Origin of the sequence: Marinobacterium sp. LSUCC0821 (assembly GCF_012848475.1) — a bacterium.
In the GTDB taxonomy this organism is placed as follows: Bacteria; Pseudomonadota; Gammaproteobacteria; order Pseudomonadales; family Balneatricaceae; genus Marinobacterium_E.
Genome location: NZ_CP051666.1, coordinates 995,636 through 1,013,641 on the forward strand (window position 1 = coordinate 995,636; position 18,006 = coordinate 1,013,641).

The following is an 18,006-nucleotide window of genomic DNA, read 5'->3' on the forward strand; positions in this document are numbered from 1 at the left end:
TGATTACTCCTGAACAGCCGGAACAGTTTGAATGGATAACCCATCCATTTGAGTTATATCCGAACTAGGTAAATCGGAAGCCTCTGCTACAACTGCCGCCTCTTCAATCGGAAGTGCTAACAGATCTTCAAGATTGGTCGCCTCTTCAACCGTTTGAACAGTCACATAGCGGAAGGTGTCTATTCCCGTTGCTTCCAGCCAAGGGCGATCAATCAGGCGTGAGGAGATATCAGCAACTGACAGTTTACTACCAATAACAAACTGAACCTGATTTCCGAGCAGACGTGAAACGAACAGATAATCGATACCTGGTTCTGTTCTAAGCTGATCACTCAAACGCATCAGATCCGATAAGGTATTCACATCAGAAACAGCAATCTCTAATCCCGCAGGTTTGTATGCGCTATTTGAGACCTGTGTCTGTTTAGTCAGAGCCTCAGCTTCTGGCTTTTGAACAGACAGCACGGGCCTATCGATAATAGGGGTATCAATAACAGGCGTTTCACTAATTGGCTTAGCGGTAACATCCTGAACTTTTAACTCACTAATAGCAGGCAATGAAGTTACTTCAGAAGCAGCGACCGAGGTCGTTTGTGCCGGTGTTGGCGCCTGTGCTGGCGCTGCTGCTTCAGTCGTTATGGACTGAGGCGCATTCAAATCTTCAACAATCGGCCCATTTGGAGCGACTACTGTCTCAATCGCAAGTTGCATCTTAATCCAGCTTACACCCAGTGACAGGCCATCACTGGTCACTGAGGTTCTAAGTGTCTGTACAGAGCTGCCGTTGACCAGCATCCAGTTAATGCCATCGCTATTGAGACGAATAGAGAGAGCAGAACCGGCACCTGTGCCAGCAGCACTTTTAGCAAGAATGGATGACTCGTCAGCACCCGCAATCAACTGCGGATAGAAGAGCGGGCCCACTCCGTAATCACTTGGCAGAGCAACAGGAACCTGCTCAGCACGACCTTTTTCGATTAAAAACTGCACCCACTTCGCCTCTGCACCAACAGCTTTAGCGGGTGTTTCACGGGCATCAATTGGCCATAGCAGTAAATCTGCAGCACTTACCGAAAGCGGTAAAAAAGTGGCTATAAAAAGTACAAGATGTCGCAGCTGATGAAAAAAGCTGTTCACTTGGTGAATCCTTCTGCAAAAAAACGCACTTAAATTTGATCAGAACTGTAACACACAATAGCTCCGGGGTGAGCAAACTGTTAGAATTCCCCGCTTAAAAGCTTCCACTTATAACCGCGAAAGGTTGGTACCCGATGTCTATCGATTCAAACTCTCCCTCAATCAGCTATAAAGATGCAGGCGTTGATATTGACGCTGGTAACGCACTAGTCGAAAAGATTAAAGGCGTTGCTAAGCGCACAGCTCGCCCTGAAGTGATGGGAGGCCTAGGTGGCTTCGGTGCACTTTGTGAGATTCCAGAGGGCTACCGCCAGCCAGTTCTTGTATCGGGCACCGACGGTGTAGGTACCAAACTTAAACTTGCAATGGACCTAGGTAAGCACGACACCATCGGTATCGATTTGGTTGCTATGTGTGTTAATGACCTTGTTGTAGCAGGTGCAGAGCCCCTATTCTTCCTAGACTACTACGCTACTGGCAAATTGAATGTCGATATGGCTGCTGATGTCGTTACCGGAATCGGTAAAGGCTGTGAACTTGCAGGCGCTGCTCTAGTTGGCGGTGAAACTGCAGAGATGCCAGGCATGTATGAAGGTGATGATTACGACCTAGCTGGCTTCTGTGTCGGTGTCGTAGAGAAGTCTGAAATCATCGATGGCTCAAAAGTACAGGCGGGCGATGCACTTATCGCGCTTGGCTCTTCTGGCCCACACTCAAATGGCTACTCGCTGATTCGTAAAATTATCGATGTAAACAGCGCTGACCTAAACCAGAACATCGGCAACACAACGCTTGCAGATGCTTTGATGGAGCCTACCCGCATCTACGTTAAATCAGTACTAAAGCTAATTAAGTCACTTCAAGTGAATGCACTTTCTCACATCACAGGTGGCGGCCTTCTTGAGAACATTCCACGCGTGCTACCAGACAATGCTAAAGCTGTAATCGATACAAACAGCTGGGAGATCCCTGAGGTGTTCCGCTGGATTCAGAAAGGCGGCAACGTAAACAACGTTGAGATGTACCGCACACTCAACTGTGGCGTTGGTATGGTTATCGCTGTACCTGCAACTGATGCAGACAAAGCGATCGAGTTGATGCGTGCTGAAGGCGAAAACGCATGGCTTATCGGTACTATCGAAACAGCGGCGGCTGGCGAAGAGCAAGTCGAACTGCGCGGACTTTAAGAGCTTAGCATGCCAGGTAAATCTGTAGTCATACTGATATCTGGCTCCGGCTCTAATCTACAGGCAATCATTGATGCATCTAAAACCGATGCATCAATTAACATTGTAGGCGTACTCTCAAATCGAGCGGACGCCTACGGCCTTCAACGAGCAACGGACGCTCAGATACCCACCGCTGTAATTGATCACACGCTCTACAGCGATAGACTCAGCTTTGATCAAGCGATGATGGCGCAAATCGATGCTTGGAACCCTGACCTAGTGGTTCTTGCAGGTTTTATGCGCATTCTCACCAGTGAATTTGTGAGCCATTACGAAGGGCGCTTAATCAATATCCACCCTTCACTACTGCCTAAATTCAAAGGGACTCAGACGCACGCTCGCGCCCTAGAAGCAGGTGAGTCAGAGCATGGTTGTACAGTGCACTATGTTACTGAAGAGCTAGACGCAGGCGCGCCGATCATTCAGGCTGCCACACCCATAGTGGCCGCGGATACCGTTGAATCGCTGATCGATAAAGTGCATAAGCTGGAGCATCAAATTTACCCCTTAGCTGTCTCATGGATCTGTTCGGAACGATTAAAGAGCAGAGACGATGGCATCGCCCTAGATGACGAACTCCTTGGGCCTAGCGGATTTCGCTTTATAGGTTGAATGTGATGACAGGATACCTAAGCATTTCGCGACTATCCTGGAAATTCTGGGCCCTCTTTGCAGTACAAGCTTCTCTTATGCCCTATTCGGCAACGGCAGAGCCTAGGCCCTTTATCGCCACCTATAGTGCCAACATCGACCTCTTAATTGATCTACCCGCCAGCGCGCATCGCGAGCTTAAGAGATCCGAAAACGGTACCTGGCACTTCTCTAATAACGCCTCTGCCTTGATGGCAAAACAACAAGAGTGGTCTGAACTTTCCTACAGCAACGGCCAGTGGATACCCCTTGCTTACCACTACGAACGAAAGCTTTTAGGGCGCACCCGCTCAATTGATATCAACTTTGATGAAACTAAGGGACGCATCACCACGCTTGTAAATGGAGACCCCTGGCGTCAGCTGTGGGAACCAAGGGTTCAAGATCGTCTCAGCTATCAACTGCAGTTAAGAGAAGATTTAAAATCGGATCGTGAAGAATTAGATTACCGTATCGCCGATGGTGGGCAGATCAAGAACTATCGTTTCACTCGCCTTGGGCAGGAGATGCTAAAAACGCCTGCAGGTGAGTTTGAATGTATCCGCCTGCAACTTGATAGACAGGGGCAACAGCACACCACCCTGATCTGGATGGCACCCGAACTGGACTACCTAACCGTCCGCCTGCTTCGTATCGATAATGAAGGACGTGAACACCTTATGAACTTGAAAGAGTTGGAGTACACCGATGAGTAATGTTGAACAACTAACTAGTCTCGATCAGAAGCTCACAACAGATGAGGTCAACGCGCTGGACAATCCAGATCAACTCTTCGCTATATCCTATTTAAGGGGTCATCTAGATCTATACATGGCAGATAATGAGAGCGCATCCATCGCAGGATTTAAGTCTGCCGTTCGAGGTGCTTTTTCGCAGGATAAATTAATCGAAGCTGACATAGAACTTGTCGAGGCAGAATTAGAGAGGATTGGGTGAGATTAAGCGTTGCTTTAGTAGCAGTTAAATTGACATTTATCTATATAGGAGTAGCCTATTACTTAAAGGCTATAAGCATATAACCATTAAGGAGTTTCTTTAATGCTACCTCTTATCAAAACTTTCTTTGACGAGCCTACTTTCACCTACAGCCACGTTGTAAGCTGCCCAGAAACCAAAGCCTGCGCCATCATCGACTCTGTACTCGATTTCAACTACGCAGCGGGGACTACAGATACCGCATCAGCCGATTCCATTATCGCTTACATCGAGTCTGAAGGACTTAAAACAGAGTGGATTATTGAGACTCACGTTCACGCAGATCACATCTCAGCTGCCCCTTATCTTAAAGATAAACTAGGCGGCCAACTCAGTATTGGCGAACACATTACGGTTGTCCAAAATGTTTTCGGCAAAGCATTTAATGCTGGCACTGAATTTGAGCGTGATGGTAGTCAGTTCGACCACCTATTTAAGGATGAAGAGCTTTTCACTGTAGGCAAGATTCAAGGCCGTGCAATGCACACCCCAGGACATACGCCTGCTTGTATGAGCTACCTTATCGGTAACGCCCTATTTGTTGGCGACACACTCTTTATGCCAGATTTCGGCACAGCGCGTTGTGACTTCCCTGGTGGAGATGCTGCAACCCTATACGCCTCAATTCAGAAACTTTTCACTCTGCCTGACGATACACGCGTTTTGATGTGTCATGACTACAAAGCGCCAGGCCGTGATGTTTACGCATACGAAACCACCATCGGTGAAGAGCGCAAACACAATATTCATGTGGGTGAAGCTCACGATGAAGCAGACTTTATCAACATGCGTGAAACACGTGATGCAACCTTGGATATGCCTCGCCTGATTCTGCCATCTGTGCAGGTCAACATGCGTGCAGGCCATATGCCACCGGCTGAAGATAATGGTCAGGTCTACCTGAAAGTTCCGGTAAACCTATTTAAATAACAAAAAATAAAAAACCGTATTAGAGGGACAAACAATGGATGTACGTAAACTCACCCCCTTTCTTAGTGTAAGCCCGCAGATCGCCGTAGAGGATGTTGGCATCGCTGCTTCAATGGGTTTCAAGACAATCGTCTGTAACCGCCCAGCTAACGAAAGTGAAGACCAGCCTGATCTAAATGATATAGCGGCAGCTTGTGAAGCGATGGGTATTACCTACCATCACCAGCCAGTCATTTCAGGCAATATCACTGACGAAGATGTCCTAGCCTTCGGTGCATTTATGGCCGAAGCTCAAGGCCCTGTATTGGCCTTCTGTCGTACCGGTACACGTTGTACGACACTCTGGGCACTATCAGAATCAAGTCATCTTGATGCAGCAACACTTCTATCAACCGCTAAAGATGCGGGCTACGACCTAAGCGGTCTTGGCCCACGCATTGAAGCGCGCCAGGCAACAGGTAACTGCGATGCAGCACCTAAAACAGCAGCACGTCGCCATGAGGTTCTCATTGTAGGTGGTGGCGCTGGTGGTCAAGCAGTGGCAGGCAGCCTTCTGAAGCGCCAGCCAGATCTTGATATCGCGATCATTGAACCGCGCACTGAACATTACTACCAGCCGGGCTGGACTCTAGTAGGTGGCGGTGTATTCAACCGCGCTGAAACCATCCGTCCAATGTCCGATGTAATGCCTAGCAAAGCGCACTGGTACAAAGCGGCAGTAGAACGCTTCGAGCCAGAGAACAATCAGGTCGTACTAGAAGATGGCGAAGCAATTGGTTACCGCACCCTCGTTGTATCACCAGGCCTTGCTTTGAACTGGGATGCGATCAAAGGACTTAAAGAGACCCTTGGTAGTAACGGTGTTACCTCAAACTACAAAGTTGATCTTGCTCCTTATACTTGGGAACTGGTTCAAGCGACTAAGAGCGGCAAAGCACTATTTACTCAACCGCCAATGCCAATTAAGTGTGCCGGCGCACCGCAGAAAGCGATGTACCTCTCCTGTGACCACTGGAGTCGCAAAGGCAACCTTGGCAACATCGAAGTCGATTTCTGTACCGCCACCCCTGGTCTCTTTGGTGTCGCCGACTACGTTCCGGCACTTATGGAGTATGTGAAGAAGTACGGCATCAACCTTAACTTCCAGACTAATCTCGTTGAAGTGGATGGTTCTTCGAAAACTGCTCTATTCAAACAGACCGATACAGAAGGCAACGTGACTGATATCGAAAAAACGTTCGATATGATGCACATCTGCCCACCTCAGAAGTCACCAGAGTTTATCGCTAACAGCCCAATCGCTGATGCTGCGGGCTGGGTCGATATCAGCGCCGAAACGATGCAACACACCAAGTTTGGCAATATATTTGCCCTAGGTGATGCAGGTAACAGCCCTAATGCCAAAACTGCAGCAGCCATTCGCAAACAGGCACCAGTGGTCGCTGAAAACGTGATCATGGTGCTAAACGGTGAATCACCTCGTGCAGTCTATGACGGCTACGGCAGCTGCCCACTGACAGTAGAACGCGGCAAGATCGTACTGGCAGAGTTCGGCTACGGTGGCAAACTGCTACCGTCTCTTCCAACCTGGCTGATTGATGGTAAGAACCCATCGAAACTGGCTTGGTTCCTCAAAGAGAAGATGCTGCCTTGGATGTACTTCGAAATGATGTTCAAAGGGACCGAATGGTTGGCAAGCCCAACAATTTTGCCTAAGAGCCCAAGTAAACACGAAGCGCAAGATAGCCTCAAATAACTGAGTTCGGACCTGTTAGGAACAGCAATGCTAGAACGTTACCTTCCAATCATCGGTTGGGCTAAAAGCTATAACCGATTGACTCTAACCAACGACTTAGTGGCGGCACTTATCGTCACGATCATGCTGATACCTCAGTCGTTGGCCTATGCACTACTCGCTGGTTTGCCAGCTGAGGTGGGTCTCTACGCGAGTATTCTACCGCTAGTTGCATATGCGATATTTGGAACCAGCCGCACCCTTGCGGTTGGCCCTGTTGCAGTAGTCTCATTGATGACTGCTGCAGCGGTGGGTAACCTAGCCCTGCAAGGCACCGCAGAATATCTAACGGCAGCCATTGCACTGGCGTTTATCTCCGGTGTCATCCTAATCATCATGGGTATCCTTAGGCTAGGTGCGTTAGCGAACTTCCTAAGCCACCCTGTGATCTCAGGCTTTATTACAGCCTCTGGCCTCATCATTGCGGCGAGCCAGCTTAAACATATCCTCGGCATTAACGCATCAGGGCATAACCTCGCTGAGCTTTTTGTCTCATTAGGCGAGCACATTGGAGATGTAAACACTCCTACTCTGATCATAGGCGTCACTGCTACTGCATTCCTATTTTGGGTGCGCAAAAATTTAAAACCGATGCTTATCAAAACTGGTCTTAATCCTCGTATCGCCGATGTGATTGCCAAAGCAGGTCCTGTAGCAGCTGTTGCCGCAACAACGCTTGTAACCTACTACTTCCACCTAGATCAGCAGGGTGTCAAAGTAGTGGGCAGCATTCCTACAGGCCTTCCGGGTTTTGAGATTCCAAGCTTTGATGCAGATCTTTGGCAACAGCTGTTTGTCTCTGCCCTGCTTATTAGTATTGTTGGTTTTGTCGAGTCTGTATCGGTAGCACAAACCCTGGCCGCTAAACGTCGCCAACGTATTGTTCCTAACCAAGAGCTCATTGGTCTTGGTACATCAAATATCGCATCAGCGGTCTCTGGTGGTTTCCCTGTAACAGGTGGGTTCTCGCGCTCTGTGGTCAACTTTGATGCCGGAGCAGAAACTCCAGCGGCAGGCGCATTCACCGCTATAGGTATTGCAGTAGCCACCCTAGTACTAACACCACTTCTATTTTTCCTCCCTAAAGCGACCCTCGCTGCAACCATCATTGTAGCTGTACTCTCCTTGGTCGATTTAGGCGCATTGAAGCGCACCTGGGCATACTCACGCAGTGACTTTTCTGCAATGGCCGCTACTATCCTGTTGACCCTAGGCTGGGGGGTAGAGGCTGGCATTGTTGCTGGTGTAACATTGAGTATCTGTCTATTCCTTCAACGCACCAGCAAACCGCACAGCGCCGTGGTTGGTCGTGTGCCGGGAACAGAGCACTTCCGAAATGTAGACCGCTTTGAAGTCGAGTATGACGACAAGGTTCTGACGCTTCGTATCGACGAAAGCCTCTACTTTGCCAATGCCCGCTACCTAGAGGACCGTGTCTACGACCTTATAAGCAGCCGCCGCGAGATCACCGACTTCGTATTAATGTGTCCTGCGGTTAACCTGATTGACGCATCAGCGCTAGAGTCGCTAGAAGCGATCAACCAGCGTTTAAAAGATCTTGGCGTAAACTTCCATATGTCTGAAGTTAAAGGCCCTGTAATGGATCGCCTACGTCGTAGTCACTTCTTGGATGAGATGACGGGCCAGGTATTCCTGAGCCAGTACCAAGCTTGGTGTTCACTACACAAAAACTGCGACTCAAAACTGAGCCAGTGCGCCGAACAGCGAGCAGCTGCCAACTGAGCGCTGACTTAAAGAGAAAGGAGTGGCACAATGTGTTGCTCCTTTTTTTATAATTTGTGTTTGGATTAACCATGCAATCAACCCTGCGATGGATTATTGCCGCGACTATCTTCCTAGCCGTCATCATTGGTGTAGAGCAGTGGTTAGGTTGGGAGTCGATCTTGTTCGATTGGCAACAGGTCTCTTCAGGTTCAATCCTAATCCTCACGCTACTGACCCTGCTCTCTTATCTTTTAAGAGCTGAGCGAGTCTATCGCTACTTTGGTCAGCAACAAATGCACCATCGCAGCAGCTATATCCGAATCAGTTTTATACACAACGCACTCAATAATTTCCTACCCATGCGTCTTGGTGAAGCCGCCTTTCCACTATTGATGAAACGTGAATTCAAAGAGTCCATGCTAACAACTTCAGCAGGCCTCATTTGGATTCGCCTCATGGACTTGCACCTGCTTCTGCTGCTTGGAGCGATTGCATTCATCGGTTTCTTTCCAGTATTGGGAGCCATCTCTGTTGCGGGCTTAGTTCTAACACCATCAATTTTTTTACTTGGGTTAATTGATCTAAAAAGCCTATTACCCCCAAAAGTAGCAACTAAATTTGATCACTACCGCCACCTACTTCCAGAGAGCCGAGCACTTCTCATCAATACCTATCTGCTGACGGCACAAATTTGGCTGATTAAGCTTGCGGCTCTGGCTGTATTACTAATGGCGTTTCTAGATATCGACTATTATGGCGCCACGCTTGCTGTCATCGCGGGGGACCTGAGTTCTGTCTTGCCTATTCACGGACTTGCCGGCAGTGGTACCTATGAAGCAGCACTGGTTGGCGCGCTCTATCCGCTTGGCATCTCACTAGATGCAGCGACTAAGGCAGCAATCAATGTGCATATCTATCTGCTTGGGGTCTCGGCACTATCGATCCCGCTAGCTCTGTTAGTACCTAAAAAGCGCTAAACCGCCATACAAACCTTTAAATACCCAATCATGAACTCACAAAGGTTTGTCGAGCAGACGGGTTACGGTATCATTCAAACATTAATTTTGATCTGAGCACTCCAATGTCTAATAAGCCGTCCATCTCTGTTGTTGTTCCAATGTATAAAGAGGAAGCTGTTGCTGAACTACTCGTTGATAGAGTTCATGACGGGCTGGATGAGTATCAGGGTGCATGGGAGCTGATCTGTGTTGATGACGGCTCACCGGATGCGACTGTTGCCAAACTGAAAATTGCTCAAGAGAAGTGGGGCAATCATGTGCGTGTGGTTGAACTGCAGCGCAACTTTGGCCAAACAGCTGCAATGCAAGCGGGTATAGATGCAGCGCGTGGTGAACTGATCGTCACTATGGATGGCGACCTGCAGAACGACCCAAAAGATATCCCGCGCATGATCGATGAGATGATTGAGCGCGATCTCGATCTTCTTCAAGGCTGGCGTGTCAATCGTCAGGATGCTGCAATCAAACGCAAGCTTCCCTCAAAAATTGCCAACCGAATGATCGCTAAAATCACTGGCGTACATCTACATGATTACGGTTGCAGCCTAAAAGTGTACCGCGCATCTGTACTAAAACAGGTTCGTCTATTCGGTGAAATGCACCGTTTTATTCCAGTGTGGGTTGCAGGTGTTACTTCACCTAAACGCATTGGAGAAACGCCTGTAACACATCACGCACGTGAGTTTGGCGAATCTAAATATGGAATCAGCCGCACCTTCCGCGTGATTATCGATATCATTTCGGTCTTCTTCTTCCTGCGCTATAAATCACGCCCAGGCCACTTCTTCGGTTCAATAGGTTTAGCTTCAGGTGCTATTGGCGGAGCGATGATGACCTGGTTGTTTATGGTGAAATTTTTCCTAGGGGAGGATATCGGCAACCGTCCTATGTTGATGATTGCCGTTTTCCTAATCATGATGGCACTACAGTTTATGACCACAGGTGTTATTGCGGAGATGCTTAGCCGCGTCTTCTTCCAAGGTACCAACAATCAAAGCTTTATCGTTGTCCCAAGTAAAGAGCCGACCCCAGAACAGCACTGGAAGCGTAACGATTCGGAATGATCGAAGAGACCAATCGTCACCTGCGAACAGTTATTTTCGCAGCCTTAGTGCTTTTAGCCTACCGTGTTTGGCTAACCTACTCGACACCCATCCATCTATTCTTTGATGAGGCCTACTACTATGGTTGGTCACAAAGTATAGATTGGGGCTACTACTCCAAACCACCTATGGTGGCTTGGCTCATACGCCTAACAACAGACCTACTTGGAGATTCGGAGTGGGCGATTAAAGTTGGCGCACCGATACTCTATTCAGCAACAGCTTATATCATTTTTAACATTGGTAGGCGGCTCAGAAACAGCCAGATAGGTCTCTCTGCAGCCCTACTATTTCTAACAATGCCACTGGTGAGTTTTAACTCACTATTCATTACTACTGACGCCCCACTGCTCTTCTTTTGGGCACTCGCGCTACTCCTTTTTCTTAAAGCACAAGAGAGTAACAGCTGGCGTTGTTGGATACTTGCAGGTGTAGTTGGTGGTCTTGGTCTTCTATCCAAATACACCTTTATTCTCTTCCCAGCAGGCTTCCTGCTCTATGCTTTGATCTCTAAAGATGGCCGCACACTTTTAACGAATATTCGATTTTGGTTTGCATGCATTCTGGCTATATCTATTTTAATGCCAAACCTGTGGTGGAATTACCAACACGATTTCATCAGCTTTCAACATACAGCGGAAATAGCTCAGCAAGCTGAAAATAGCTACAGTCTCGCTCGACTACTGGAGTTTCTAGTTACCCAGTTTGTTGTTTTCGGACCTTTAGCAATGGTGTTATTGATGGTTGCAATGCTCAGCGCCAGCAAGGGAACCAAACTTCTTTGGAGCCTATTTGTCCCGATATTTGTCGTGATTTCAATTCAGGCGCTTTCAGCAAGAGCAAACATAAACTGGGGCGCACCTGCTTATGTTACGGGAGTTTTGATTGCTGCCTTTGCTGCTTCCCAACTGCGCTTAGGCAAAGCACTAGTCACCTTAGCCTTGGTGGTCAATCTCATTTTGATGGTCGGTTTCTATCACTACCCATACATCCAGAACAAATTAGAGATAGTCCCAACTCAGAACAACAACCCATACACAAGAATCAGTGGGTGGTTTGAACTTGCTAAAGCTTTAGAGCCAGAATTAGAGCGATATCCTGATCTATACATAGCTAGTGAATCTCGCAAAGTGCTCGCCTACTTTGGTTACTATCGTGAACCAAAAAATCTGAATGGCCGAGCGCTAGACATTGATGGCCACATCATCAGTCAGTATGAGTTGAAGTATCCTATTGAAGCAAATTCCAAAGAGTCTTATCTCTTTGTCAGCGAGCATTTCACATCAGAGAATCTCGCAAGATACTTCATGAACGCAGAGCCGTTAAAAACCGTTTCAGTTCGTGTTGCTGAAGACCTAACCCGCACAATACACCTCACTCTGGTATCTGAACTGAGGGCGAAGCAGTGATACGAAAAGATTTCGGGCTCTTTATCCTATCTATTCTGATATTTACGATCTTTCCTGGAATAGATCTATGGGTCAGCTCACTCTTTTATCAGAGTGGGTTCACCTACAAAAGCACTGCAGTGGCAACGTTAATCTATGAACTCTTTGCCAACATGCACTTTGTTCTATTTCCGTTGTTGATTGTGCTATCGATTTTTACATACAGAAAATATCGAAACAAAGATTTAACCTTCAAACAGAATATCTACCTTTTCCTCACCCTATCACTATTCTTTGGCCCAGGACTGCTGGTGAATATCATCCTAAAGGATAACTCTATTGGCCGTGCCCGCCCCTCTCAAATCACAGAGTTTGGCGGCAGTAGCGATTTCACCCGCGCATTTGAATATTCAGGCGCGTGTGAAAGCAACTGCTCTTTTGTCAGTGGCCACGCATCGATGGGGTTTTTCTTTATAGGCCTTGGTTGGCTGATGCAGTCCAAGCGTTGGTTCTATATTGGATTAGCGATTGGCGTAGTAGTCGGTTTCACCCGAATAGTTCAAGGTGGGCACTTCCTATCAGACACTGTATTTGCACTCTGGGCTGTCTATTGGGTAAACCTAGGGTTGGGCAAGATCCTTAAAATCAAATCACCATTTTGATCCATCAAAAACCAACATCGGGGTCAGAGTAGTCTTATTAGACTACTCTGACCCCGACATCCAAATTTGATGTGATCCGATTGGCATATCCATTCTTATACCTCACCAAAATACGAGGTAGTCATGCAAACTCAAATCAATATCGTCTGGTTTAAACGCGATCTGCGGCTGACTGATCACAAACCACTTAAAGCTGCGATTGATGCTGGGTTACCTACTCTTCTTTTATATACGTTTGAACCTGAACTATTTTCTGACCCGCACTACAGTGATCGACACTGGAAGTTTGTTTGGCAAAGCTTGCTGGACCTTAATCAACGTTTAGCTCCCTATAGTTCTCAAATTCACATTATTTATGAAGAGCCTCTCAAGGCACTACAAACTATTCAGAATCAACATCAAATTCATACAATTCTTAGCTACGAAGAGACAGGGCTTCAAATCACTTTTGATCGAGATTTGCGAATAGCCTCTTGGTGTAAGAACAACAAAATTAAGTGGAAGGAGTTTCCAACTGCCGGTGTCATTAGAGCCGCTAGAACACGGAAGAACTGGCTCAAAAACTGGGATCAACAGATACTATCAGAGATAGAAACCTACAATCTAAATGATTTAAAAACCATCAATTTAAATATTCCTGCCTTCGTCGCACCTGACGAGTGGAACACTCCAGAAAAACAGGTTCAATATGGCGGAGTCACTGCTGCTCAGCACGCTCTTAAGACCTTTATTGATACTCGAAGTGAGCTCTACTCTAAAATGATCTCTAAACCCTCGGGTTCTCGGAAGCACTGTAGCCGCCTATCGCCATACCTTGCTTGGGGCAACCTCAGCCTTACTGAGGTGTATCAAACAGCAAAATCACACCCTCACAAAGGTAGTTGGAAAAAGGCACTCACAGCATTTCGATCGCGACTCCATTGGCACTGCCACTTTATTCAGAAGTTTGAATCTGAAATCAGCATGGAACGTGAGCCAGTTAACCCCGGTTACATAAACTTCCCATGGCGAAATGATAGTAAAGTTGTACAGGATCTTCGTGCTTGGGAAGCAGGCAATACTGGAGTTCCGCTCATTGATGCAACCATGCGAGCACTCAATGAGACCGGGTACATCAACTTTCGCATGCGCGCCATGCTAGTAAGTTTTCTCTGTCACTATCTAAGAATTGATTGGCGTTTAGGCGTTCATCATCTTGCCCAACAATTTCTCGATTTTGAACCAGGCATTCACTACCCACAATTTCAGATGCAAGCAGGTGTTACGGGTATAAATACAATTCGTATATACAACCCTACCCTACAGGCACAAAAGCATGATCCAGACGCAGCGTTCATAACTAAGTGGGTCCCTGAATTAGCGAGCTTACCCGTCGAGCTAAGGTTTGAGCCCTGGAAGATGGGTATGCTTGAGCGAATGATGTTAGATCAGGATTATAAGTACCCTGACCCAATTGTAGAACTGGAGAAGGCAGCAGCAGAAGCGAGAGATCTGTTCTGGGGATGGCATAAACGCGCTGAGGTGAAGCAGTTTAATTCAGAGGTATTAAAGCGGCATGTAGTGGGGTCAGAGTAGTCTAATAAGACTACTCTGACCCCGATGTGCGAAGTGCATAGCCAAGTAGATCAAAGTACTTTCGAAAAGCTGCATCAACTTTTTGAGCCTCACTCTCAAGCAGATACCTACCTTCGGTGTCTCGCATCAAATCTTTAGGATTAATCAGCAGACTATTTTTAATCACAGCTCTAGAAATCCACGACTCGAACGCACGAGCGAATAGCTCTTCTGGCAAGCTCCAATAGAGTCCACCTGCACGCTTATCAAGCACTACAGCGCGTTTTACATAGTCACTAGCACTTTGATGGTCATCTGATAGAAAAATCGTTTTAAAAAGCTTTAATAAAGCATTATTAAGCGGGTGTGGTTTGAAGGTGAAATCAGCTAACCAAGCGGTGGTGGCAAACCTAGCTCCTGTATCCTCTTCAAAGCAGGTACTTGAAAGGTAGTGATCCAGTGCGTGGGCCCACTCATGAGCAAGACTTCCAATGCCTGCATGCTTAGCAAGCGCCAATACTCTTGCAGATGGCTGATAGTGTGCACAGACACCCGGTTGACCACCGGTACCGTAGTGAAGAGATAGGGTGCCACGCAGGGAGATGGCAAAATTGGGCAGGGCTAATATCTCTTGAAGATCGAGCAGCGCGATGAAGAACTCCTCTGCACGCTGCTTCTGTTCGGCATCCTTTACCCAGGCCCCAATCTTAACGGAGCGGAAATCGAAGAAATTTCGCACCTCGTTAAAACCAGGTGAATGACCTAGGTTTCTGGCAGGGCCATTGCGCCATACGCGATTAAGTGCCAATGAAAAATGGCTCCAGATTAGAGATCAATTTCCAACAGAGGTGTTTTACTACGAGAGCAGCAGACAGTGATCTGACGGTTAGCCGCATGCTCCTCATCACTCATGTAGAGATCTCTATGGTCAGGCTCGCCTGAGATCACATCCACCAAACAGGTACCGCAGACACCCGACTCACAAGAGAGTGGTACGAAGACGCCAGCATCTTCGAGCACTTGAGAAATGGTCTGGTCTACTGGAATCTGATACTCTTCACCCGAAGATTTTAGCTTCACGGTAAAAGGCTTATCACCATCCTCTAACTCTGGGACCGCTGCATTGAAGTATTCTCGGTTAAGTTGATCTGAACGCCACCCTGCCTCTTTGGCCACTTCCAACACTGCATCAATAAAGCGCTGCGGGCCACAGACATAGAGCTGCTCATCAGCGCCAGGAGCTGCAACCTTATCTGCTAAATCAAGAGTCCCCTCTGATGAGAAACTAAACTGAACAAAATCACTATTTATTAAATCAGAATAAAAAGCCGCTTTATCTGAAGACTTTGCCCGGTAGAGAAGATCAAATTTGCTACCACGTCCTTCAAGTTCACGTGCCATAGCCAACATCGGAGTGATACCAATACCTGCGGCAAAGAGGCGGTGATTTGAGGCTGTCTTCAAGCCGAAATGGTTTTGCGGCTCATCTGATTCAATAACGTCATCCACAGCTAAAGCAGCAACTGCTTTAGAGCCACCACGCGACTCACTTTCAATAAGCACTGCCAACTCATATGCTGCAGGACTCTCTGATGGGTTACACAGCGAGTACTGTCTGCTCAGACCTTTACCAAGGTGAAGGTTAAGATGCGCACCTCCGCCAAAACCTGGAAGCGCTGCACCATCAGCCGACTCTAGTTTTAAACCAACAATCTGATCGGTTAGTTGAGTTTTACTCGCTACACGTAACTTGAGCATCAAGCACTCTCCTGTTCAGCTTTGATTGCCCTATCAATTAAACGACGCGCCTGCACACCACCCGCATCGATATCAAGCTTCAGAAGGTCACGATCTGGGTAACGCGACAGGTTACGCTGCTGCGCCTCAAGAACCTCTAAATCTTCTGCGAAAATACCACCCTGCCCTTCACGGATCTTGTCGGTAAGCTCTGCATCTTGCGCCTGGAAGTTACGTGCCATGCCCCAGAAATAGTGCATGTTCTCATCAGTCTCTGGTGTTATGAAATCAACTACAACACTGCCTGCGCGTTTCTCTGCCGGCGCTTCAAAACCACCATTACCGGCAAGTGCGACACCCACATCAATCATGATATGGCTAGGTGTGTTAAAGCGGCAGATCTGCCAACGATCAACGTCAGCATCCTTATCAAGACCTTGAAAGCCCATCGCCATCTGCCAGAAGGGAGGCGCTTTAATATCACTCATGTAACGCTCGGTAATAACCTGATCACCCTCCATACGAGTCTTTACAGGTGTCTCATCGATCTCTTTCTGACCGATACTAGTCGAGTGAACATAGGTCTCGTGCGTTAAGTCCATAAGGTTATCGATCATTAGACGGTAGTCACACTTGATGTGATAGTGGCCGCCACCGTAGGCCCAATCGTCCGACTCTGCCCAGTGGAAAGTCGGTACTGGTGTCTCGGCCGCAACCGCTTTATCGCCAGGCCATACCCAGATAAAGCCGTACTTCTCTTCTACAGGAAACGACTTAGTACAAGGGAAGCGATCGGTACGCTGCTTAGGCATAGAGAGGGTATTACCATCCGGCCCCATGCGCAGTCCGTGATAGCCACATACCAGCTCACCATCTTCAACGTAACCTAAGGACATGGCTGCACCACGGTGCGGACAGAAGTCCTCAATAGCCGCAATCTTGTCACCCTTGCCACGGTATAGCACTAAGTTGTGGTTACAGATAGTGCGACCCAGCGGCTTATCAGCCACCTCATTAGACATGGCAGCCACGTACCAAGCGTTACGGATATGCATGACGAACTCCTTTTAATTTTATGAAGCCAGTATCGCAATTTACTGCATACTTCCCAACGCAAAAAATCGCTATAAAATTGCACTTTTCGATCAAATAATACAAATTAAGTTGAATTACTTAAAATAGATTTACTTTTTTCGTCATGCAGAGCTCTAATAAATCACAACAAACGCCCAACTATGCACTCTATGGTGATAGCCAAGGTGACGCTGAAGCGGGGTTTGTGCACATAGAAACTGTGCAAAAGAGTAGTAAGCCCTATAAAGGTGTCATTAAACCGCACCAACATCGCGATCTTTTTCAAATATTAATCATCGAACGCGGTGAAGCTGAAATTCAGTTGGGGGATGACCAGATATCCATCAATGAGCCAGTCGTAGTCACACTGCCACCAGAGAGCAGACACGGTTTCCATTTCCATAACGGTATACGTGGAGTCATTTTAAGCATTGCCCTTCCTCTAATAGAGAGTAGCAGAGAACGGCTATCGAACAGTGCCTCCATTTTACTATTGGGCGAGAAAGCGGATACCGCTAAACAGATACTCACCATCGCTAATCTTCTGATAGAGGAGCAACAACAACCCACTGATCAACAAGGTGTATCACTTCACCTAATCGATACGCTGTTTGCCATGATTAAGCGGGTAGATAACGCACTCACACTCAGTGACAAGTTACCGGAGACTTTAAAACGCTTCTCACAGCTAATCGAAAACAAACTGGACCAACGACTCGATATAGATGATTACGCAGCAAAATGCGGTGTATCAACTAGCACCTTAAATAGACTTTGTAAGCAGCACTTTGGCAAAAGCTCGCTGCAGATGATTAATCAGCGATTAGCCATTGAGATTAAACGAAGATTAGCCTTTACCCAGCGTTCTATTGCGCTGATCTCAGATGAGTTAGGTTTCAGCGAACCGGGGTACTTTACCCGTTTCGTGAAACGAGAGTTAGGTGAAACACCGATGGCGTTTCGCAAGAGACATAGGTTTGGGCAATGACTGTAGGAACCTACCCGAAGGGTCGGTGACCTAGTTCGG

General features: G+C 47.3%; 17 protein-coding genes. 13 read left to right on the forward strand and 4 right to left on the reverse strand.

What is annotated here, in order from left to right:
• Positions 1–3: 3 nt before the first annotated feature.
• Positions 4–1,137 (reverse strand): hypothetical protein, encoded by a 1,134-nt coding sequence (locus HH196_RS04855; protein WP_169451034.1) that lies wholly within the window; start codon positions 1,135–1,137, stop codon positions 4–6.
• A gap of 134 nt (positions 1,138–1,271) precedes the next feature.
• Here HH196_RS04855 and purM point away from each other — a divergent pair, with 134 nt between their 5' ends.
• The 12 genes from purM to HH196_RS04915 all read left to right on the forward strand — a co-directional run bounded on the left by purM (position 1,272) and on the right by HH196_RS04915 (position 14,189).
• A complete protein-coding gene (gene purM, locus HH196_RS04860) occupies positions 1,272–2,324 on the forward strand; it encodes a phosphoribosylformylglycinamidine cyclo-ligase (protein ID WP_169451035.1) in 1,053 nt (350 codons plus the stop codon).
• A gap of 9 nt (positions 2,325–2,333) precedes the next feature.
• Positions 2,334–2,978, forward strand: a complete 645-nt coding sequence (gene purN / locus HH196_RS04865; RefSeq protein WP_169451036.1) for a phosphoribosylglycinamide formyltransferase — start codon at positions 2,334–2,336, stop codon at positions 2,976–2,978.
• A 5-nt stretch (positions 2,979–2,983) separates the two neighbouring features.
• Positions 2,984–3,712 carry a DUF3108 domain-containing protein gene (locus HH196_RS04870; protein WP_169451037.1) on the forward strand — a complete coding sequence of 243 codons (729 nt, stop codon included), beginning with the start codon at positions 2,984–2,986 and terminating at the stop codon, positions 3,710–3,712.
• Positions 3,705–3,953 carry a YfcL family protein gene (locus tag HH196_RS04875; protein ID WP_169451038.1) on the forward strand — a complete coding sequence of 83 codons (249 nt, stop codon included), beginning with the start codon at positions 3,705–3,707 and terminating at the stop codon, positions 3,951–3,953. The genes HH196_RS04870 and HH196_RS04875 overlap by 8 nt, the downstream gene beginning before the upstream one ends.
• Positions 3,954–4,055: 102 nt before the next feature.
• The gene (locus HH196_RS04880; RefSeq protein ID WP_169451039.1) at positions 4,056–4,922 is read left to right on the forward strand and encodes an MBL fold metallo-hydrolase; all 867 of its coding nucleotides are present in this window, start codon (positions 4,056–4,058) and stop codon (positions 4,920–4,922) included.
• Between the two features lie 34 nt (positions 4,923–4,956).
• A complete protein-coding gene (locus HH196_RS04885; RefSeq protein ID WP_169451040.1) occupies positions 4,957–6,678 on the forward strand; it encodes a bifunctional protein tyrosine phosphatase family protein/NAD(P)/FAD-dependent oxidoreductase in 1,722 nt (573 codons plus the stop codon).
• Between the two features lie 27 nt (positions 6,679–6,705).
• On the forward strand, positions 6,706–8,460 hold the full coding sequence (locus tag HH196_RS04890; protein ID WP_169451041.1) for a SulP family inorganic anion transporter: 1,755 nt from the start codon (positions 6,706–6,708) through the stop codon (positions 8,458–8,460).
• A gap of 71 nt (positions 8,461–8,531) precedes the next feature.
• Positions 8,532–9,419, forward strand: coding sequence for a lysylphosphatidylglycerol synthase domain-containing protein (locus tag HH196_RS04895; protein ID WP_169451042.1), 888 nt, complete (start codon positions 8,532–8,534; stop codon positions 9,417–9,419).
• A 104-nt stretch (positions 9,420–9,523) separates the two neighbouring features.
• The gene (locus HH196_RS04900; RefSeq protein WP_169451043.1) at positions 9,524–10,525 is read left to right on the forward strand and encodes a glycosyltransferase family 2 protein; all 1,002 of its coding nucleotides are present in this window, start codon (positions 9,524–9,526) and stop codon (positions 10,523–10,525) included.
• The gene (locus tag HH196_RS04905; protein ID WP_169451044.1) at positions 10,522–11,973 is read left to right on the forward strand and encodes a glycosyltransferase family 39 protein; all 1,452 of its coding nucleotides are present in this window, start codon (positions 10,522–10,524) and stop codon (positions 11,971–11,973) included. The genes HH196_RS04900 and HH196_RS04905 overlap by 4 nt, the downstream gene beginning before the upstream one ends.
• Positions 11,970–12,614, forward strand: a complete 645-nt coding sequence (locus HH196_RS04910) for a phosphatase PAP2 family protein (protein WP_169451045.1) — start codon at positions 11,970–11,972, stop codon at positions 12,612–12,614. Before HH196_RS04905 ends, HH196_RS04910 begins: the two co-directional genes overlap by 4 nt.
• A 123-nt stretch (positions 12,615–12,737) precedes the next feature.
• Positions 12,738–14,189 carry a deoxyribodipyrimidine photo-lyase gene (locus tag HH196_RS04915; RefSeq protein WP_169451046.1) on the forward strand — a complete coding sequence of 484 codons (1,452 nt, stop codon included), beginning with the start codon at positions 12,738–12,740 and terminating at the stop codon, positions 14,187–14,189.
• Between the two features lie 10 nt (positions 14,190–14,199).
• On the opposite strand, the gene HH196_RS04920 is transcribed toward HH196_RS04915, so the two are convergent.
• The 3 genes from HH196_RS04920 to HH196_RS04930 are packed head-to-tail and all read right to left on the reverse strand — an operon-like array spanning position 14,200 to position 16,960.
• Complete coding sequence (locus HH196_RS04920; RefSeq protein ID WP_169451047.1) at positions 14,200–14,976, reverse strand: CLCA_X family protein; 777 nt, start codon at positions 14,974–14,976, stop codon at positions 14,200–14,202.
• A gap of 17 nt (positions 14,977–14,993) precedes the next feature.
• Positions 14,994–15,926: a PDR/VanB family oxidoreductase gene (locus HH196_RS04925; RefSeq protein WP_169451048.1), complete on the reverse strand. Its 933-nt coding sequence runs from the start codon at positions 15,924–15,926 to the stop codon at positions 14,994–14,996.
• Complete coding sequence (locus tag HH196_RS04930) at positions 15,926–16,960, reverse strand: aromatic ring-hydroxylating dioxygenase subunit alpha (protein WP_169451049.1); 1,035 nt, start codon at positions 16,958–16,960, stop codon at positions 15,926–15,928. Before HH196_RS04930 ends, HH196_RS04925 begins: the two co-directional genes overlap by 1 nt.
• 143 nt (positions 16,961–17,103) lie before the next feature.
• On the opposite strand from HH196_RS04930, the gene HH196_RS04935 reads away from it, so the two are divergent.
• Entirely contained in the window at positions 17,104–17,967 is an 864-nt protein-coding gene (locus tag HH196_RS04935; protein ID WP_169451050.1) for a helix-turn-helix domain-containing protein, read from the forward strand.
• Positions 17,968–18,006: the final 39 nt, after the last annotated feature.